Genomic DNA, 15736 nt, shown 5'->3' on the forward strand with positions numbered 1-15736 from the left:
GACCATTTCCCTGTTATCCGATAACAGGGAACGCCATGGCCCGGAACAGGGAAAATCTGGCCATGACAAGCGCCGGCTTGACCATGACGCGAACCGTTGACGACCGACGATGCGAAAGAGCGGGGAGGGCGATGAAGCACGACTCGTCCATCATGCTATCGTCGGTTGCGAGCATTTGAATCGACCGCCGCCTCGCCGATGGCAGTCAGGCCAGCAAGTCCCGCAGTTTTTGCACCGTATTCCAGTTGCGCATCGTCGCGAGCTTCGGGAATTTCACCTTCGCCATTGCCGGCAGCAGCTTCGAATGCCCGACATCCACCGGGAAATCGATGAACAGCTCGCGGTCGATCGCCTTCAGAAGCTCGGGTCCGTCATAGATGGCAGGGATTTTCTCGATCAGCCCGTCCGGCACCGGGTCGCGGTGGAACGACACCAGCAGATGGTTGGGATGGGCCTTTGCGGCGTCCGGAAAGGGGTTCGCGGCGATCACCGCTTCCAGTTCCTTCAGATTGCGCACCACGACCTCGGTCTTCAGGCCCCAGGCGGCGAGTGCCTCCTCCAGGGCCTTTTCCAGTTTCGCCCCGTCAGTCTCGGTGGCGGTAAAGACGACATTGCCCGAGGCGAGCAGCGTCTTGACGTCACGATGGCCGATCTTCTCGACCAGCGCCTTCAACTCGGTCATCGGGATCTTCTTGCCCCCGATATTGATCCCCTTGAGCAGGGCTGCCCAGCGCATCACTGATCCTCCCGGGTGAGCGGCCGCGCCAGCAGCGCGCCGACGACTTCTCGCACGTCCGCGCCGTCGAGCAGCGCGCAGACGGCTTCGGTGACGGGCATGTCGGCCCCGACCTCGGCCGCGGCCTCGCGCAACACGGGCGCGGTGAAGGCGCCTTCCGCGACGGTGCGGCGATCCGCCATCAGGTCGCGCGCCGATTTGCCCTGGCCGAGCCCCATGCCGAGCGAGAAGTTGCGCGAGCTGGTCGAAGAGCAGGTGAGCACGAGATCGCCCAGCCCCGAAAGGCCGGCCAGCGTCTCTGCCCGCGCGCCGCGCGCCAGACCGAAGCGCGTCATCTCGGCGAACCCGCGAGCGATCAGTGCGGCACGGGCATTCTGGCCAAGCCCGGCGCCCTCGACCACGCCGCAGGCGATGGCGAGCACATTCTTGACCGCCCCGCCAATCTCCGCGCCGATGACGTCGGACGAGAAATAGGGCCGGAACGCCGGGCCGGCGAGACGATCGGCCAGGCGCGCGCCGAGATCCTCGCTGTCGCAGGCAAGCGTGACGGCAGTCGGCTTGCCCTGGGCGACCTCGAAGGCGAAGGTCGGGCCCGAGATCACCGCGATCGGCGCGTCGGGATGCACCGCGCGCGCGACCTCGCCGACCAGCAGGCGCGATCCGGCCTCGATGCCCTTGGCGCAGAGCACCAGCGGCGTGGCGCCGATCGGCATGGCGCCGAGGATGCCGCGGATATGCTGGGCGGGGACGACGATCAGCAACGCATCGCAGGCCGAGACGGCGTCGAGCGACCCGGTCGCCTCGATCGAGGCGGGCAAGGCGATGTCGGGCAGGAACAGCGGGTTCCGGTGCGTGGCGTTGACCGCCTCGACCACCTCGGGCTCGCGCGCCCAGAGCAGGACAGGCTCGCCTTCGCGCGCCGCGACGCTGGCGAGCGCGGTGCCCCAGGCCCCGCCACCGACGACTCCGATCCTCATGCCTTCACTCCCGCGCCGCGCACAGCCTCCGCCCCCGGATCGAGCGGCCAGCGCGGCCGCGCCGCCACGTCGAGCGGATCGGTGAAACCCATGGCGAAGCGCTCCGCCCCGGCCCAGGCGATCATCGCGGCATTGTCAGTGCAGAGCCACAGGGGCGGCGCGACGAAACGCAGGCCGCTGGCGGTCGCCAGACCCTGCAGCGCGGTGCGGACCGACCGGTTGGCCGCCACGCCGCCCGCGACGACCAGTGACGTCACGCCGTCAGCCCGGCCCAGCGCCTGCGTCGTCCGATCGATCAGGCAATCGACCACGGCCGCCTGGAAGGACGCGGCGATATCCTCCGCGCTCCAGGTGCCGGCATCGCGCGCGCGGGCGACCGCGCTCTTCAGCCCTGCGAAGGAGAAATGCGGCTCGGCCGAACCTCTCAGCGGGCGCGGCAGCAGCACGGCGGTCGGATCGCCGAGCTCGGCCGCCCGCTCGACCGCGGGGCCACCGGGGAAGCCGAGGCCGAGCAGCTTGGCGGTCTTGTCGAAGGCTTCGCCCGCCGCGTCGTCGATCGTGGTGGCGAGGCGGCGATAGGTCGCGACTCCCTCGACCAGTAGCAGCTGGCAATGGCCGCCAGAGACGAGCAGCAGCAGATAGGGAAAATCGAGATCGGGATCGGACAGGCGCGGCGACAGCGCATGGCCTTCCAGATGATTGACCGCGATGAGCGGCTTGCCGACCGCATGCGCCAGCGCCTTGCCGGTGACGAGGCCCACCATGACGCCACCGATCAGCCCGGGCCCGGCGGTCGCGGCGATCGCGTCGACGTCCGCCAAGGTCACGCCGGCATCGGCCAGCGCGCCTTCGACCAGCGGGATCAGCGCCTCGACATGCGCGCGTGCCGCGATCTCCGGCACGACACCGCCATAGGGGCGATGTTCCGCTTCCTGCCCGAGCAGGCGGTGGGCGAGGACGCGGCGGTCGCTGGTCACCAGAGCGGCGGCGGTTTCGTCGCAGCTCGATTCGAGGCCGAGGATGAGTGCCATCGCGCCTCCCTAACGGGTCGCCCCGAGCTTGTCGAAGGCCCGCTCTTTCTTCTAGGCCGGAAACGTTCAGTCCAACGGAGTCTGCCTTGTCCAATCCCCGCCTTCGCCTTGGTACCCGCGGATCGCCGCTTGCGCTCGTGCAGGCCGGCATGGTGCGGGGTGCCATCTGCGCCTTTCAGGGCTGGGGCGAGGACGCCGTCGAGATCGTGCCGATCAGGACGACCGGCGACAGGGTGCAGGACCGGGCGCTGGCCGAGATCGGCGGCAAGGCGCTGTGGACCAAGGAGCTGGACCGCGCCCTGATCGACGGCGAGATCGATTGCGCGGTGCATTCGATGAAGGATGTCGAGACGATCCGGCCGGCGGCGATCCGCATCGCGGCGATGCTGGCGCGCGCCGATGTCCGCGACCGGCTGATCGGCGCCGACAGCATCGACGCGCTGCGGCAGGGCGCGGTGGTCGGGACCAGCTCGCCGCGGCGCAGCGCGCAGCTCAAACGGATCCGGCCGGACCTGGAGACCGTGTTCTTCCGCGGCAATGTCGATACGCGGCTCGCCAAGCTGGCGGCGGGCGAAGTCGACGCCACCCTGCTCGCCGCGGCCGGGCTCGACCGGCTGGGGCGTTTCGATATCGGCGTGGCGATCCCCAATGACGTCATGCTGCCGGCCCCGGCCCAGGGCGCGGTGGGGATCGAGGCGCGGGCCGATGACGAACAGGTGATCGGCTGGCTGACGGGGATCGACCATGTCGACACGCATCGCTGCGTGCTGGCGGAGCGCGCGCTGCTCGCCGCGCTCCAGGCGGATTGCCATTCCCCGGTGGCGGCCCTGGCGACGATCCAGGGCGACCGGATGACGATCCGCGCGGAACTGCTGGCTGAGGACGGTAGCGGCCATGTTTCAGGCGAGACCAGCGGCGCGATCGGCGATACCGCCAGTGCCGATGAACTGGCGCGCGACCTGCTCGACCGGGCGCCGCCGGCAGTGCGGCGGCTGTTCGCGGCATGACGCCAGGCGTCGCGGTGCTGCGCCCGGAACCGGGCAATGCCGCGACCATCGGGCGGATCGAAACGCTCGGCCTTTGTGCGATCCGGCTGCCCCTGTTCGAGATTCGCGCGCTTGGCTGGACCGTGCCCAACCCTGCCGCGTTCGACGCGCTGCTACTGACCAGCGCCAACGCCGTCCGCTTCGCCGGGCCGGGACTGGAGGCGCTGCGGCATCTGCCGGTACTGGCCGTGGGTGCAAGAACCGCGGAGATCAGCCGCGCGGCGGGACTTGACGTCATGGTGTCGGGTACATCCGACGCTGCGTCTCTGCTCGCCGGTGACCATGGCTTTACCCGTATCCTCCATCTCGGCGGGCGCGAGCGGTCGATCGATACGGGCGGCGTGATCGCGCGCGCCATTGCGGTCTATGCCAGCGAGCCGCTGCCGGTACCGGCGGCGGACCTCGCTGCCCTGAGCGGGTCGATCGCGCTGTTGCACTCGGCCCGCGCGGCCATCCGCCTCGGCGAACTGGCCGACGCGCATGGTCTCGCCCGATCATCGGTCGGTCTCGCTGCGTTCAGCCCCGCCGTCGCGGCGGCAGCCGGGACGGGCTGGGCGTGGATCGCCACTGCTGCCGCGCCCAATGACGCCGCGTTGATCGAGGCTGCGATCGCGACGCACGCGCGATTGACCGGGTGAGCATGCGCGGGGATAAGGCGGCATGAGCGACGACCTGCCGACCCCGACGGCTCCCCCCCGCAAGCTCGACTGGCGCACCGCGGCGATCCTGGGAGCAATCGCCTTCCTCGCCGGGCTCGGCGCGATGGCGCTGGGGCTCTACGCCTTTCCGCAATGGTTCGGCCACAAGCCGGTCGCCACCGTGACCCTGCCGCTTGCCGCCACCGCCGACGGCAAGCGCACCCCCGTGGTGATCGTGCCCGGCGACGCCACCACGGCCGCGCCGGCGATCGACCTCGACGCGCTGTCGACGCGCGAGACCGAGCTGGCCGCGCGCCTCGCCGACCTGGAAACGCGCACCGCGAGCGTCGGCGGGCAGGCACGCGCCGCCTCCGGCTATGCCACCCGCGCCGAGGGCCTGATGATCGCCTTCGCCGCGCGCCGGCAGATCGATCGCGGCCTGCCGCTCGGCTATATCGAGGAGCAATTGCGCGAGCGCTTCGGCCCGATCCAGCCCCAGGCGGTCGGCACGATCATCCAGGCGGCGCAGCAGCCGGTGACGATCGAGGATCTGCGCGTCGGGCTCGATTCGATCGCGCCCGAGCTGAAGACGGGCGCCGCGCGCGACGGCTGGCTGGCCAGCCTGGGCCGCGAATTCGGCAATCTGATCGTCCTGCACCGCGCCGACACGCCGTCTCCGCTGCCCGCCGACCGGCTCACCCGGGCGCGCCGCACGCTGGAGGCGGGGCATGTCGAGGCAGCCCTGGCCGAAGTGGCGCGGATGCCGGGTGCGTCAAGCGCCGAGCGCTGGACGACCGCCGCGCGGCGCTACATCGGCGCGCGCCAGGCGCTCGACACGATCGAGACGGCGGCGATCCTGGGGCAGGGTGCGGCCGTTCGGTAGAGCGGCGGCGAGCAGGAACTGTTCCCCGGCGAAGGCCGGGGCCCAGTTGGAGAGGTCGAGTAACGACCCGCAGCACAAGCCAAGAAACGTCCCCCAAACTGGGCCCCGGCCTTCGCCGGGGAAGCAGAGAAGGTGAAGGCGAGCACCGACTCCCGCCTTCTTTTGGTAGCCAGTATCAACCGTTGGCGTTGATCCGCTCCAGCAACGCCATCGCGCCGGCGGGCGCGCGCACTTTCGCGCCGTTGATGAAGAAGACGAAGGTGTCGCGCGGTTTTTTCGGCGGCTGTTCGGATGAAGCATAGGGCAGGCCGTCGGGCTGGCCGCCCGCCGCCCAGTCCTGCGCGACCTCCAGCCAGCGATCGAGTTCGGCGGGGATATAGCCGGTCGGCACGCTTTCGACCGCCTGTTCCAGCCGGGCATAGACGACATCGCCGGTGACATCGGCAATGGCGGGGTATTCGGCCGAATCGGCGAAGACGAGCGAGACGCCGGCGGCGCGCGCCATGGCGACGAATTCGGGCACATGGAAACTGTCGTGCCGGACCTGGATCGCATGGCGCAGCGCGACGCCCTCATGCGATGCGGGCAGCAGCTTCAGGAAAGCGGCGAAATCATCCGCGTCGAATTTCTTGGTCGCCATGAACTGCCACAGGATCGGACCCAGCTTGTCGCCAAGCTCGACGATGCCCTGGCCGACGAACTTCGCGATCGACTCGCCCGATTCGGCCAGGACCTTGCGGTTGGTGCAGAAGCGCGAGGCCTTGAGTGCGAAGACGAAGCCATCGGGCGCGGTCTTGGCCCAGGACGCGAAGGTCGCCGGCTTCTGCGAACCGTAATAGGTGCCGTTGACCTCGATCGCCGTCACCGCGCGCGAGGCATATTCGAGCTCGCGCTTCTGGGCGAGGCCCTCGGGGAAAAACACCCCGCGCCAGGGCTCATAGGTCCAGCCGCCGATGCCGGTGCGAATCATGCCGTTGCTCATGCCCATTGCTCCTGGAGCATGATTCTAGGGCAGATCGACGGTCGCGTCATCGGTACGTTGCCGAGCGCGGGTCCGCCGTCAGGGGGGAGTGCCCTGCCTCAGCAGCAGGCCCTGCGCGATGGCCGCTTCGGTAAAGGCGTCGATATCCGCGACGATGTCGTCGGCCTTCACGCGAAAGTCGGTTGCTATCCGGTCAATCAGCATGGCCCGGTCCATCCCGGCGGCAATTCCCCGCCAGATCGCGGCGGCGGTGCCGTTCAGCAAATGATACCGGTCATCACGCTCGTCGAACAAGGCGAGATCGCCGTCGACATTCTGCCAGGCGATATAGCTCGGGATCGTCAGCATCGTGTTTCTACCCTGCGCGCTCATGGCCAGACACCAGCGGGCATCCCGGCCTGAAGCCGACGCTGCTCCCACAGGGCGAACGGCCGCGCCACCGTCGCCATGGCAAGCTTGCGCCACATCCGACGCAGCCTGAATTCGACGATGTCGTCCAGCACGAGCGAGAACAGGATCATGCCAAGCAACAAGGCGGCCACCAGCCACCATTTGTTCGCATCGGTTGCCCACCATGTCAGCATGATCGTGCCGATCCTGAAGTGAAGAAGGTAGAGCGGATAGGTGAAGGATCCGATCCGGCGTGCCCAGGGCAGGCGGATATCGCTGCCCCGCATCGCCAGAAAAAGGACGAAGACCCCCATCATCAGGACGATCCCGATCCAGGGATCGAATGGCATGCCGCGTGAGGCGATGATGATGGTCCGCGTGCCGAGCAGGGCAGTGACCGCGAGCAGCGCCAGGTTCAGCCTTTCGTTGCGGCGCTGGTACAGCAATCCCATCACACAGCCCGCGGCCAGGAAATAATAATCCGTCCCGAGCAACGGCGCCCGCGGAAAAAAGGGTGCGGCAACCACCTGAAGCGCGATCCACACAGCCACGACCGCCTGGATGTGCCTGAGCCACCCCAGCATCGCGACCGCGACGATCATCGCATAGAAAATGATCTCGACCCTCAGGGTCCAGTAGGAAGCGTCCGCCGGACGATAGCCGAACGCCTCGGCATTGATCGTCAGGTTGGCGAGATATTGCCAGAAGCCGACATGCATCCGGCCCAGTTCCCCGATTCCCAGCAAGCTGGTGAGCGACAGGCAGACGACAAAGGTCGGATAGATGCGCGTCACGCGGTGCGTGACGAAGGTCGACAATTTCTGGCGCTGGACGATCTGGACGATCATCATGCCGCTCATGATGAAGAAGGCGAACAGCGCGATATGCCCATAACTCGCCATATCGGAGATCAGGCCGAGATCGGTGTTCGTCAGGCCCGGTATCCTGGGCACGACGACAACGACATAGTGCGTCACCACGACCATGATCGCGCACAGCAGCCGCAGATAATCCAGCCAGTCGATTCTGCGTTCGGCGGATGCTGATGAATCGGCCACTTTGCTCTTCTTGCTGAACCTCGGTCCATGGCGATACGCCCTGCCCGGGCGTGGCGCCAGCCGCGCTTCGGCTGGCGTCGGCGGCACGATGGCAAGCCTGCCGCATTATGATAAACCAGCGGCATGGCAGGGAGAGTGACATGAGCCGCGGATCGACGTCTTCCGCCACGGAAATCTGCCTGGTCGTCCCGCCGTTCGATTCAATGCATTATCCGCAGCTCGGAACCGCGATCCTCAAAAGCGCCTGTACGGCGCGTGGCCTGGGCACGCGCATCTTCTATCCGGGGATGATGCTGGCGGGGCGGGTCGGGCTGGAGGCCTATGATGCGATCAGCCACGGCCAGAAAAAGGCGATGGTCGGCGAGCGGCTGTTCCGTCCACACGCCTATCCCCCCGACATCGTGGCCGCGCTCCCGCCGCTCGAAGCGCTGACGGACACGCAGGATGCCGATTACCACCGGGTGGTCGATGCGATCGCCCCGATGCTCGACGAGGCGATCGAACGGATTCTCGCGCTGCGCCCGCGCATCGTCGGTGTGTCGTCGACATTCGAGCAGAATATGGCGGCCTCCGCCATCGCACTGCGCGTGAAGGAGGCCGATCCGACGATCGTGACGGTGATGGGGGGCGCGAACGCGGCATGGCCCCTCAGCCTTGGCCTCGCCAAGGCCTTTCCGTGGATCGACCATTTCTTCGCGGGCGAGGCCGATATCGACTTTCCCGACTTCTGCGAAAACTATCTTCGCCATGGCGCGCGGGCGGCGGCGCGGGTGATCCACACCGAGCCGATCCGCGACATGCGCACCGTGTTCCCGCCCGACTATTCGGATTTCTTCGCGACGCTGCGCCCGCTACAGGCCGCCGGCGTCCTGCCCGAATGGCTGCCACGCTATCTGACGATGGAGACGTCGCGCGGGTGCTGGTGGGGCGCCAAGAACCATTGCACCTTTTGCGGGCTGAACGGCGAGGGCATGGCGTTTCGCGAAAAGCCGGCCGAGACGGTGATCGACGAGCTCGACGCGCTGGAGCATTGGGGCGTGGACCAGGTCTTCATGACCGACAATATCATGCCGATGCGTTATCTGCGCGAGCTTTGGCCCGATCTCGCCGCGCGCGGCCCGCGCGTGAAGATGTTCTACGAGGTCAAGGCAAACCTGACCGAGTCCCAGCTCGACACCATGGCCATGGGCGGCATCGTCTCCATCCAGCCAGGCATCGAATCCCTGTCGAGCGACGTGCTCAAGCTGATGCGCAAGGGCGTGTCGGCGCACCAGAACATCGCCTTGCTGCGACATTGTCGCGGGATCGGCATGCGGGTGCACTGGGGCATGATCTACGGCTTCCCGGGCGAGCAGGCCGCTGATTACGAAGCGATGATCGGCCTGATCCCCAAGCTCGTGCATCTTCACGGTCCGACTGGAAGCAACTCGATCCTGATCGATCGCTACAGCCCCTATTATAACGATCCGATCGGCCTGGGCATCGGCGAGCTCGCACCGTTCCCGGGCTATCGCCAGCTCTATCCGGCAGATGTCGGAGCGGACGAGGTCGGCTATCATTTCAGCGGTTCCTACACCACGCCGCTGCTGAGCGATACCGATCTGCTCGAGCGCCTTCGTGTCGTGATGGACGCCTGGAAACAGGCCTGGCGGCAGGAAAAGCTGCCCGCGCTCGAGCTGTTCGACGTCGGTGCGACACAGGCGGTGCTCGATACCCGCCCGCTGGCGCGCGCACCGCTCACGCCGTTGACGACCGGGCAGGCGGCGGTCCTGCTGGAGCTCGAAAAGCCGCTGCCCCGCCGATCGCTGGCCCCGGAAAAACTGGCCGATGCCGATTGGCTGATCGCGCGGGACTTCGTCATCGATTACGAGGACAGGCTGATGAGCATCGTCGTCCGGGCGCGGCACGAGGTGACCGCCCAGTCGCTGTTGCACAAGGCCGGCGCGCTCGAGGTAGCGGCATAGGCCTCGCACCCCACGTCGCGGCGCGGTGGCGGCCTCAGGATTTCAGGATCCCCTGCAGCAACGCGCCGACATCGGCGAGCGCGGCAAAGTCGTGGGGATAGCGGAGGCGGTAGCTTGGTACCGCCCTGACCGCGGCGTTCAGGCGCGCGAACCCGCGTACCCGGTCGGGCCGGGCCGGGTCGCCGGGGTCGAACTGCACCAGCATATGCGCCGCCGTCACCAGTGCCTCGGTTTCGCTCATCGGCTCGAGCACCGGGGCGATGTCGCCGTCGCGCCTGAGAAAGACGAGCGCGCGCAGCGGCACGGGCACTATGGCCGGTTCGCCGTCCGGTACGAAATGGGTCTTGCCGTGATAACCCGGCATCGGCCGGCATCGCTCGATCGGAAGGCCGAGCCCTTCGCGCGACGCAGGCCAGACGCACACGCCCTTTGCCGCAGGCGCGATCAGGGGCTCTTCCTGCCCCCACAGCACGGAGATATCGTCGCTGAGGATATGCCAGTCGGCATGACCCAACGCCGCGGTCATGGTGGATTTCCCCGCCCCGGACATGCCCAGCAGGAGAAGGCCGCCCTCCGGCCGCGCCAACGCCGCGGCATGGATGGCGCTCGCCCCGAACAGCGTTGCCACGCGGGGCAGCACGCGCCGGACCAGAACGTCGACACAGGCGTCGAAGGAGGCGCCAGGCGCGGCGATGCACCGCACCGTGCGCCGCTCCCTGCTGATCAGGAACGCCCCATCCAGCGCCGAGGTCATCAGCCATTCGTCGCCACAGGTGCCAATGACGAGCTCGTAACGGCCCGGCCAGCGATAGGACACCCGGTCGTGAACGGGCGGCTCCCCGGTTTCGAACGAAAGCGCGAGATCGGCCCAGCCATCGGCGTCGACAGGGCATGTCCGCAATTGATCGACCGGTATGGCCGAATGCAGCCGCAGCCCACCGAAACTGTAGATAGACGTCAACCCGTTCCCACCTTTCCTCGTACCGGCCAGCCGATTGCCAGGTCAGTGATACATGCTATGCCGAAACGCTGTCAGGCCGGACTGGAGACGAAATTGGGTGCCATTGCGGGCGCGGTCCATGTCGATGGCCGGGACATGACCGAGGCACTGCTTGCGTCCATTGTCAGGGCCGCCGTGCCCCGGGGCTTCGACGGCGTCAAGCATTGGCATGATGGCGCGGCGGGCCTGATCCGCTTCGCCCATGCAACCACGCCCGAGTCGGTCGGCGAAGTGCAGCCCTTTATCAGCGAACGCTCGGGCGCGATCATGGTGTTCGACGGCCGCCTCGACAATCGTGCCGATTTGATCGCCCAGCTCGGCGCGCAGGGCGAGGGGATGAAGGCCGCCCCCGATGGCGAAATCGCGCTGGCGCTGTTCGATCGACGGGGCGACGATTATGTCGCGTCGCTGGTCGGCGATTTTGCCATCGCCACCTGGCAACCGCGCGACCGGCGATTGCTGATGGTGCGGTCGCCCTATGGCTGGCGGCCGCTGGTGTGGACGTTTGACGGGACCACCTTCGGCTTCGCGACCGAACCACGCTCGCTCGTCGTCGGTCTGGGCATGGAGCGCAAGCTCAACGAACCCGCGATCGGAGAGTTTCTCTCCGCGCGCTTCGTCAGCCAGACGGATACGTTCTGGCAGGGGCTCAACCGGCTTCCGCAGGGCTCGGCGCTGGCTTTGGAAAAAGGCAGAGTCAGACAATGGCATTGGCATACAGGTCCGTTCGAGGATTGGTCCCGCCTGTCCGAGGCCGATCATGTCGCGCGTTTCCAGGAGCTGTTCGATCAGGCGCTGATCGCGACCACCCGCAGCGCGACACCCTTGTCGTCGCAGCTTTCGGGTGGGCTCGATTCCTCTTCGGTCGTGTGCCGGGCGACGGAACTCCACCGGGCGGGACGGATCGGCCGGCAAATCGGGGCGATCACGGCGCGCTTTCCCGGGGAGCCGCATGACGAGACGGAGTGGAGCAGCGCGGTAGAGGCGCATCTCGGTATCACCGCCAAAATCGTCGGGGCGCGGCCGTTCAGCGCGGATGCCGCGGCGGCGTGGTGCGCCGAAACGCTGCAACTTCCCCTGCGGCCCAATGTGCTCGACACCCTGGCGGAGGTCTGTATCCGCCTGCAGGCCGATGGGGAACGTGTGCTCCTGACCGGGGAGGGCGGCGACGACTGGCTCGCCGGGTCGCTGGCACATTGGCCGGACCTTGCCAGGACCGGTCGGTGGGGCGCGCTGCTCAGGACGGGTTTCGAGCAATTTCCCGACAAGCCGGCTTATGTTTCGGCGCGCCGAATCCTCTATCACGGCTTCGGGCCCCTGGTTCGCCCGCGCCACCGGGAGCGCCTGCTCCGGCCGCACCTCGATTTCGCCACTCAGGCACCCCCGTGGCTCAATGCCGATTGGGCGGAGCGGATCGGCCTGACCGAGCGATGGCATGCCGACGCCCTTCCCGTCGATCTTCCGGGCTTCGCGCAAAAGCAGCGCTACGGCGTGTTCGCACTGGCGCGGCGCCACGTGAACGTCGAGCCGGCGATGGCGTATAGCGCCAGCTTCGGCATCGAGCAGCGCCATCCGTTCCATGATCAGCGCCTCGCGCGTTTCATGATGGGCGCGTCGGGCAATGTGCTGAACCGATATGGACAAAAGAAATACCTGCTCCGTCAGGCGATGAAGGGCACGTTGCCCGAAAAGGTCCGGACGCGGCAAAGCAAGGCGGCGTTCGTCGCCCACACCGTCGACGCGATCTCCGAACTGCTGCGTCGACGCCCGGTCGAGCAATTGCTCTGCGCCCAGCTTGGCTGGGTGGAGGGCGCGAGGATCGGGGAAATGCATGCCGCCTTCCAGCGCTGGCGCGACCAGGGGTCGACCGGCCCCATTCCCGATCAACCCTGGGGGCCGGTATGGTTCACGCTGGCGATGGACATGTGGCTGGAAAACGCCTTCAAGATCTGAACATCGTCCATGAGGAGCGGCGCGACCGATGCGAGCGAACGACATTGATGACGGCAGGATGGTCAGCCGCTGTGGGAACATGATCGCGGCGGACGTGGGCGACGAAGCGGTCATTCTCGATATCCAGAGCGGCTATTTCTTCCAGCTCAACCGCACCGCGGCCCAGATCTGGGCATTGCTCGAATCGCAAATCTCCGTTGGCGAATTGTGCGCGAAGATGGCTGAGGCCCATTCAGTCGATGCGGCGCTCTGTCACGACGATGTGATCGAATTCATCGCGGATATGCGCGACAGGGACTTAATCGCCGTCGCCTGACGATCGGCGCCGGCGCGCACGGTAAGCCCAGCAATTGACCGCGAAACGGGAATCGCCGAACACGCCTGATGGGCATCGCACGGTGAGCACTTCGTGCGGCGCCCAGGACGGGAAGGCGACAAGACTGTTGTGGTCCGGGGCGATATCCACACCCATGTCGCCGGGCACCGCGCCGATCCGATGCAGCCTGAGGCAGCCGCCCGAAAATGCCTTTGGCATGCGGTGAAAATAATAGACGGCGCTGAGCATCCGATCGCCCCTGGCGCTGCCCTCGCCCGTGTAGAGATCGCCGTGCAGGGCAAAATGCGCCCCGTCATTATGCGCAACCAACTCCAGCTCGATGTCGTCGGCGACGAAGGGCGTCACGCGCATCTGCTCGATCATGTCCGGCAAAATGGCGCGAACATGCGCCTCGAACAGGGCCGAGAACGGCCCGAGGTCCCGCAAGCTGAGCGAGCGGCGTATCGTCGGATCGACCAGCCCCTTGTCCAGCGCGGCGGGCCTGAAGCGCGCCTCGTTGTCGAGTGTCCAGCCAAGCAGATCGCGACATTGGTGCGGGGACAGCATGTCGCGTCGCACCTGCCATGGAGGCATGAGACCGCGAGAGGCGTTCACGACGTGCAGCCGCTCGCCCCGCGCGTGGCGTTCTCCCGCAGGAAGCGCAGCACCATCGCCTCGTTCCGCACGTCCGACTGGCGCTTCATGCGAACTGCCGGAACTGCCGCCTTGCTGCCGAGATGGCCGAGGAGGGACCCAATCACCGCGTCGTGATCGCGCGTCAGACCTTCATAGGTCACGCCATCGGGGACAGCGCCGATCGCCGCGAAAAAGCCGAGCCAGTGACGATGGCAGAAATCGGCATAGGCGATCAGCCGTTCGATCGTCGCAAAATCAAAACTCGGCGCCGTCGCTTCGGGCCGTTCGCCCATCTGCGGTATCTGGCGCCAGATGCCGGTCTGCACCGCGGCGGCGGCGGAGACCGCCTGCCGCACCCGGTCTCGCCGGACGAGATGGATATGGTGCGCGGCGGGGAAGAGCGGCGCGATCAGCCCGGCGATCTCGCGGTACGTGTCGGGCAGGGTTTCCTCCGGCCGACGCCCGTGCAAATCGTCGAAACGGCCGGGCTCGAGTTCCTCGGCCAGTTCGATCACATCGCGCCAGAACAGTTTCACGGACAGGGTGCCGGACACGTCGGTACGCCAGCGATGGACCGCCCGACCATAATCCGACAGACCGACGCATCCCCATCGCGCGGCGAGAACCGGACGGAACCCGGCATGGAAATATTCCAGCGGACAACCCAGGCCCCTGGCGAAATACAACGCCTCCCCGAGCAGCGTACTGCCAGATCGGGGATGAGTGCAGATCAGGATCGTGCGGAGCGGCGCGCCATCCCAGGCGGGATAGTCATGATCCGCCGTTGCGAGATCATATGGCCTGCTGGGCGGGTCCGCGCCAGGCGAACCTGCCACCACAGGAGAAGTCCCAGATCTCGGCGCGCCTGCCGTCCCAGGTCCGTCAGTCAACGTCCAAAAACAGCGCGTTGATCAGGTGAGGTTGCTGATGCCGTCGTTCGGCCGGTAGGAGATGCCTTCGGCGGCCTGAACCGGCGCAAAGGACGTGATCTCCGGCTTCACCCATTCCGGCTTGTCGACAACTACAGCCTCGGGGACCGGTGCATCATTGTTGGTATCGTTCATGAGCTGATCCAGCATTGCCTAACCCATTAGCGATGCGCCGAAATCGCTTGCAAGTCAAATCCGGCGGGGTCGCCCCGCCAGATGCGGACGCGATTTCCCTCGTGGCATGCGCCGATCGCGAAGGATTCGCCGGGCGCCGACATGACCGGCACGGCAAAGGGCCAGAAGATCGCGCCCCAGCACGACGTCGCGCCTGGCCGGGGACTGTTTTCGTACCGTTCCCGATCGTCCAGGTCGAGCGCGATCCATTGCAGCACGCCGCTCACGCGCCCGCCTTGCGAAGCGACAATGGTTGCGCGGCGCTCTCCCCGCCAGGGACCATTTGCGAAATCGAACGTGAACAAGTCGGTGGCGGCGCTGCGCAGCGCGATCGAAGCGTTACCGATCGGGATGTTGCGATAGGGCTGGCGCAACTTGTTGAACGCGCTCAGGTCGAAGGAGTCGATAAGGCCCAGATCCGCTTGCGCCGCGCCACCGTCGTCCACCAGCGCGATTCGGATCTGGCCACGCACCGGAATCACGGCACCGCCGGGTTTCAGAAGGCGCGGCACCGCATCCTCATGCGCCAGGAGCGTGCCTTCGCTCAGCATGTCGTTACTGACGATCTCGGACACGAGCACATCGGCCGGCCCGCCGACATCCGCGAGCTCGACCATGGTCGAGTGCTTGTTGACCACCGTGACGCGGTCGGCGAATCCATTGATAGCGATATTTTCGCGCGCCGCGGCAGCGACGGCCGAATCGGCTTCGCAGGTGACCACCCGCGCTGCGCCCGCGCGGGCGGCCATCATGGCGAGCAACCCCGTACCGGTGCCGATTTCAAGGACCGTGCAGCCTGGAAAAACCGCCCTACGCAGCGCCGCGTCATAGGCCTTGTTGCGCACCGCATCCCGAACGATCGAGAAGTGCCACGAATGCACGCCGTCGCTCAGCAACTCGGTGGCCAGAGCACGCACCTCTCCATCGCCGGGCTCCAGCGCCAGCGCGCACGCGATCAGATCGAGCGCGCTCGCGCGCTCACCGACCGTGGGCAGCTGACGCGCCAGCGCCAGCATCGCCATC

At 67.0% G+C, this 15736-nt stretch carries 17 protein-coding genes; 6 read left to right on the forward strand and 11 right to left on the reverse strand.

Features of this window, described 5'->3' with window-relative positions:
- Positions 1-205: 205 nt before the first annotated feature.
- From ACZ1I2_RS01995 to tsaD, 3 genes are read right to left on the reverse strand one after another with little or no spacing between them, the layout of a single operon-like run.
- Positions 206-736 (reverse strand): DUF1697 domain-containing protein, encoded by a 531-nt coding sequence (locus ACZ1I2_RS01995; protein WP_465175294.1) that lies wholly within the window; start codon positions 734-736, stop codon positions 206-208.
- Positions 736-1713: an NAD(P)H-dependent glycerol-3-phosphate dehydrogenase gene (locus ACZ1I2_RS02000; RefSeq protein WP_465171270.1), complete on the reverse strand. Its 978-nt coding sequence runs from the start codon at positions 1711-1713 to the stop codon at positions 736-738. Before ACZ1I2_RS02000 ends, ACZ1I2_RS01995 begins: the two co-directional genes overlap by 1 nt.
- Positions 1710-2744, reverse strand: a complete 1035-nt coding sequence (gene tsaD, locus ACZ1I2_RS02005; RefSeq protein ID WP_465171269.1) for a tRNA (adenosine(37)-N6)-threonylcarbamoyltransferase complex transferase subunit TsaD — start codon at positions 2742-2744, stop codon at positions 1710-1712. The genes ACZ1I2_RS02000 and tsaD overlap by 4 nt, the downstream gene beginning before the upstream one ends.
- Positions 2745-2893: 149 nt before the next feature.
- Here tsaD and hemC point away from each other — a divergent pair, with 149 nt between their 5' ends.
- Genes hemC through ACZ1I2_RS02020 form a run of 3 tightly spaced genes read left to right on the forward strand, consistent with a single transcriptional unit; the run spans position 2894 to position 5311 of the window.
- A complete protein-coding gene (gene hemC, locus ACZ1I2_RS02010; RefSeq protein ID WP_465181647.1) occupies positions 2894-3751 on the forward strand; it encodes a hydroxymethylbilane synthase in 858 nt (285 codons plus the stop codon).
- A complete protein-coding gene (locus tag ACZ1I2_RS02015) occupies positions 3748-4428 on the forward strand; it encodes a uroporphyrinogen-III synthase (RefSeq protein WP_465175293.1) in 681 nt (226 codons plus the stop codon). The genes hemC and ACZ1I2_RS02015 overlap by 4 nt, the downstream gene beginning before the upstream one ends.
- A 22-nt stretch (positions 4429-4450) precedes the next feature.
- On the forward strand, positions 4451-5311 hold the full coding sequence (locus ACZ1I2_RS02020; RefSeq protein ID WP_465171266.1) for a hypothetical protein: 861 nt from the start codon (positions 4451-4453) through the stop codon (positions 5309-5311).
- Between the two features lie 175 nt (positions 5312-5486).
- Here ACZ1I2_RS02020 and ACZ1I2_RS02025 read toward each other — a convergent pair whose 3' ends face one another.
- The 3 genes from ACZ1I2_RS02025 to ACZ1I2_RS02035 form a co-directional block, all read right to left on the reverse strand.
- Positions 5487-6293 carry a DUF72 domain-containing protein gene (locus ACZ1I2_RS02025; protein ID WP_465171265.1) on the reverse strand — a complete coding sequence of 269 codons (807 nt, stop codon included), beginning with the start codon at positions 6291-6293 and terminating at the stop codon, positions 5487-5489.
- A gap of 78 nt (positions 6294-6371) precedes the next feature.
- Entirely contained in the window at positions 6372-6641 is a 270-nt protein-coding gene (locus tag ACZ1I2_RS02030) for a PqqD family protein (RefSeq protein WP_465171264.1), read from the reverse strand.
- Positions 6642-6661: 20 nt separating this feature from the next.
- Positions 6662-7741 (reverse strand): acyltransferase family protein, encoded by a 1080-nt coding sequence (locus tag ACZ1I2_RS02035; protein WP_465175292.1) that lies wholly within the window; start codon positions 7739-7741, stop codon positions 6662-6664.
- Positions 7742-7881: 140 nt separating this feature from the next.
- Between ACZ1I2_RS02035 and ACZ1I2_RS02040 the strand changes: the two genes are divergently transcribed.
- A complete protein-coding gene (locus tag ACZ1I2_RS02040; RefSeq protein WP_465171262.1) occupies positions 7882-9705 on the forward strand; it encodes a RiPP maturation radical SAM C-methyltransferase in 1824 nt (607 codons plus the stop codon).
- Positions 9706-9739: 34 nt separating this feature from the next.
- On the opposite strand, the gene ACZ1I2_RS02045 is transcribed toward ACZ1I2_RS02040, so the two are convergent.
- On the reverse strand, positions 9740-10666 hold the full coding sequence (locus ACZ1I2_RS02045; protein WP_465181562.1) for a hypothetical protein: 927 nt from the start codon (positions 10664-10666) through the stop codon (positions 9740-9742).
- Between the two features lie 93 nt (positions 10667-10759).
- Here ACZ1I2_RS02045 and ACZ1I2_RS02050 point away from each other — a divergent pair, with 93 nt between their 5' ends.
- Together ACZ1I2_RS02050 and ACZ1I2_RS02055 are read left to right on the forward strand one after the other, a co-directional pair.
- Positions 10760-12658 carry an asparagine synthetase B family protein gene (locus tag ACZ1I2_RS02050; protein ID WP_465175291.1) on the forward strand — a complete coding sequence of 633 codons (1899 nt, stop codon included), beginning with the start codon at positions 10760-10762 and terminating at the stop codon, positions 12656-12658.
- A 28-nt stretch (positions 12659-12686) separates the two neighbouring features.
- Complete coding sequence (locus ACZ1I2_RS02055; protein ID WP_465181563.1) at positions 12687-12974, forward strand: PqqD family protein; 288 nt, start codon at positions 12687-12689, stop codon at positions 12972-12974.
- Here the strand turns inward: ACZ1I2_RS02055 and ACZ1I2_RS02060 are convergent.
- The 4 genes from ACZ1I2_RS02060 to ACZ1I2_RS02075 all read right to left on the reverse strand — a co-directional run bounded on the left by ACZ1I2_RS02060 (position 12957) and on the right by ACZ1I2_RS02075 (position 15735).
- On the reverse strand, positions 12957-13541 hold the full coding sequence (locus ACZ1I2_RS02060) for a 2OG-Fe(II) oxygenase (RefSeq protein ID WP_465181564.1): 585 nt from the start codon (positions 13539-13541) through the stop codon (positions 12957-12959). The two genes, ACZ1I2_RS02055 and ACZ1I2_RS02060, sit on opposite strands and share 18 nt — an antisense overlap.
- A gap of 44 nt (positions 13542-13585) precedes the next feature.
- A complete protein-coding gene (locus ACZ1I2_RS02065) occupies positions 13586-14446 on the reverse strand; it encodes a Stf0 family sulfotransferase (protein WP_465171257.1) in 861 nt (286 codons plus the stop codon).
- A gap of 75 nt (positions 14447-14521) precedes the next feature.
- Positions 14522-14689, reverse strand: coding sequence for a hypothetical protein (locus tag ACZ1I2_RS02070; RefSeq protein ID WP_465175288.1), 168 nt, complete (start codon positions 14687-14689; stop codon positions 14522-14524).
- Between the two features lie 11 nt (positions 14690-14700).
- Positions 14701-15735: a 50S ribosomal protein L11 methyltransferase gene (locus tag ACZ1I2_RS02075; RefSeq protein WP_465175287.1), complete on the reverse strand. Its 1035-nt coding sequence runs from the start codon at positions 15733-15735 to the stop codon at positions 14701-14703.
- Position 15736 lies beyond the last annotated feature (1 nt).

The organism is Sphingomonas sp. BL-S-29 (assembly GCF_055521495.1).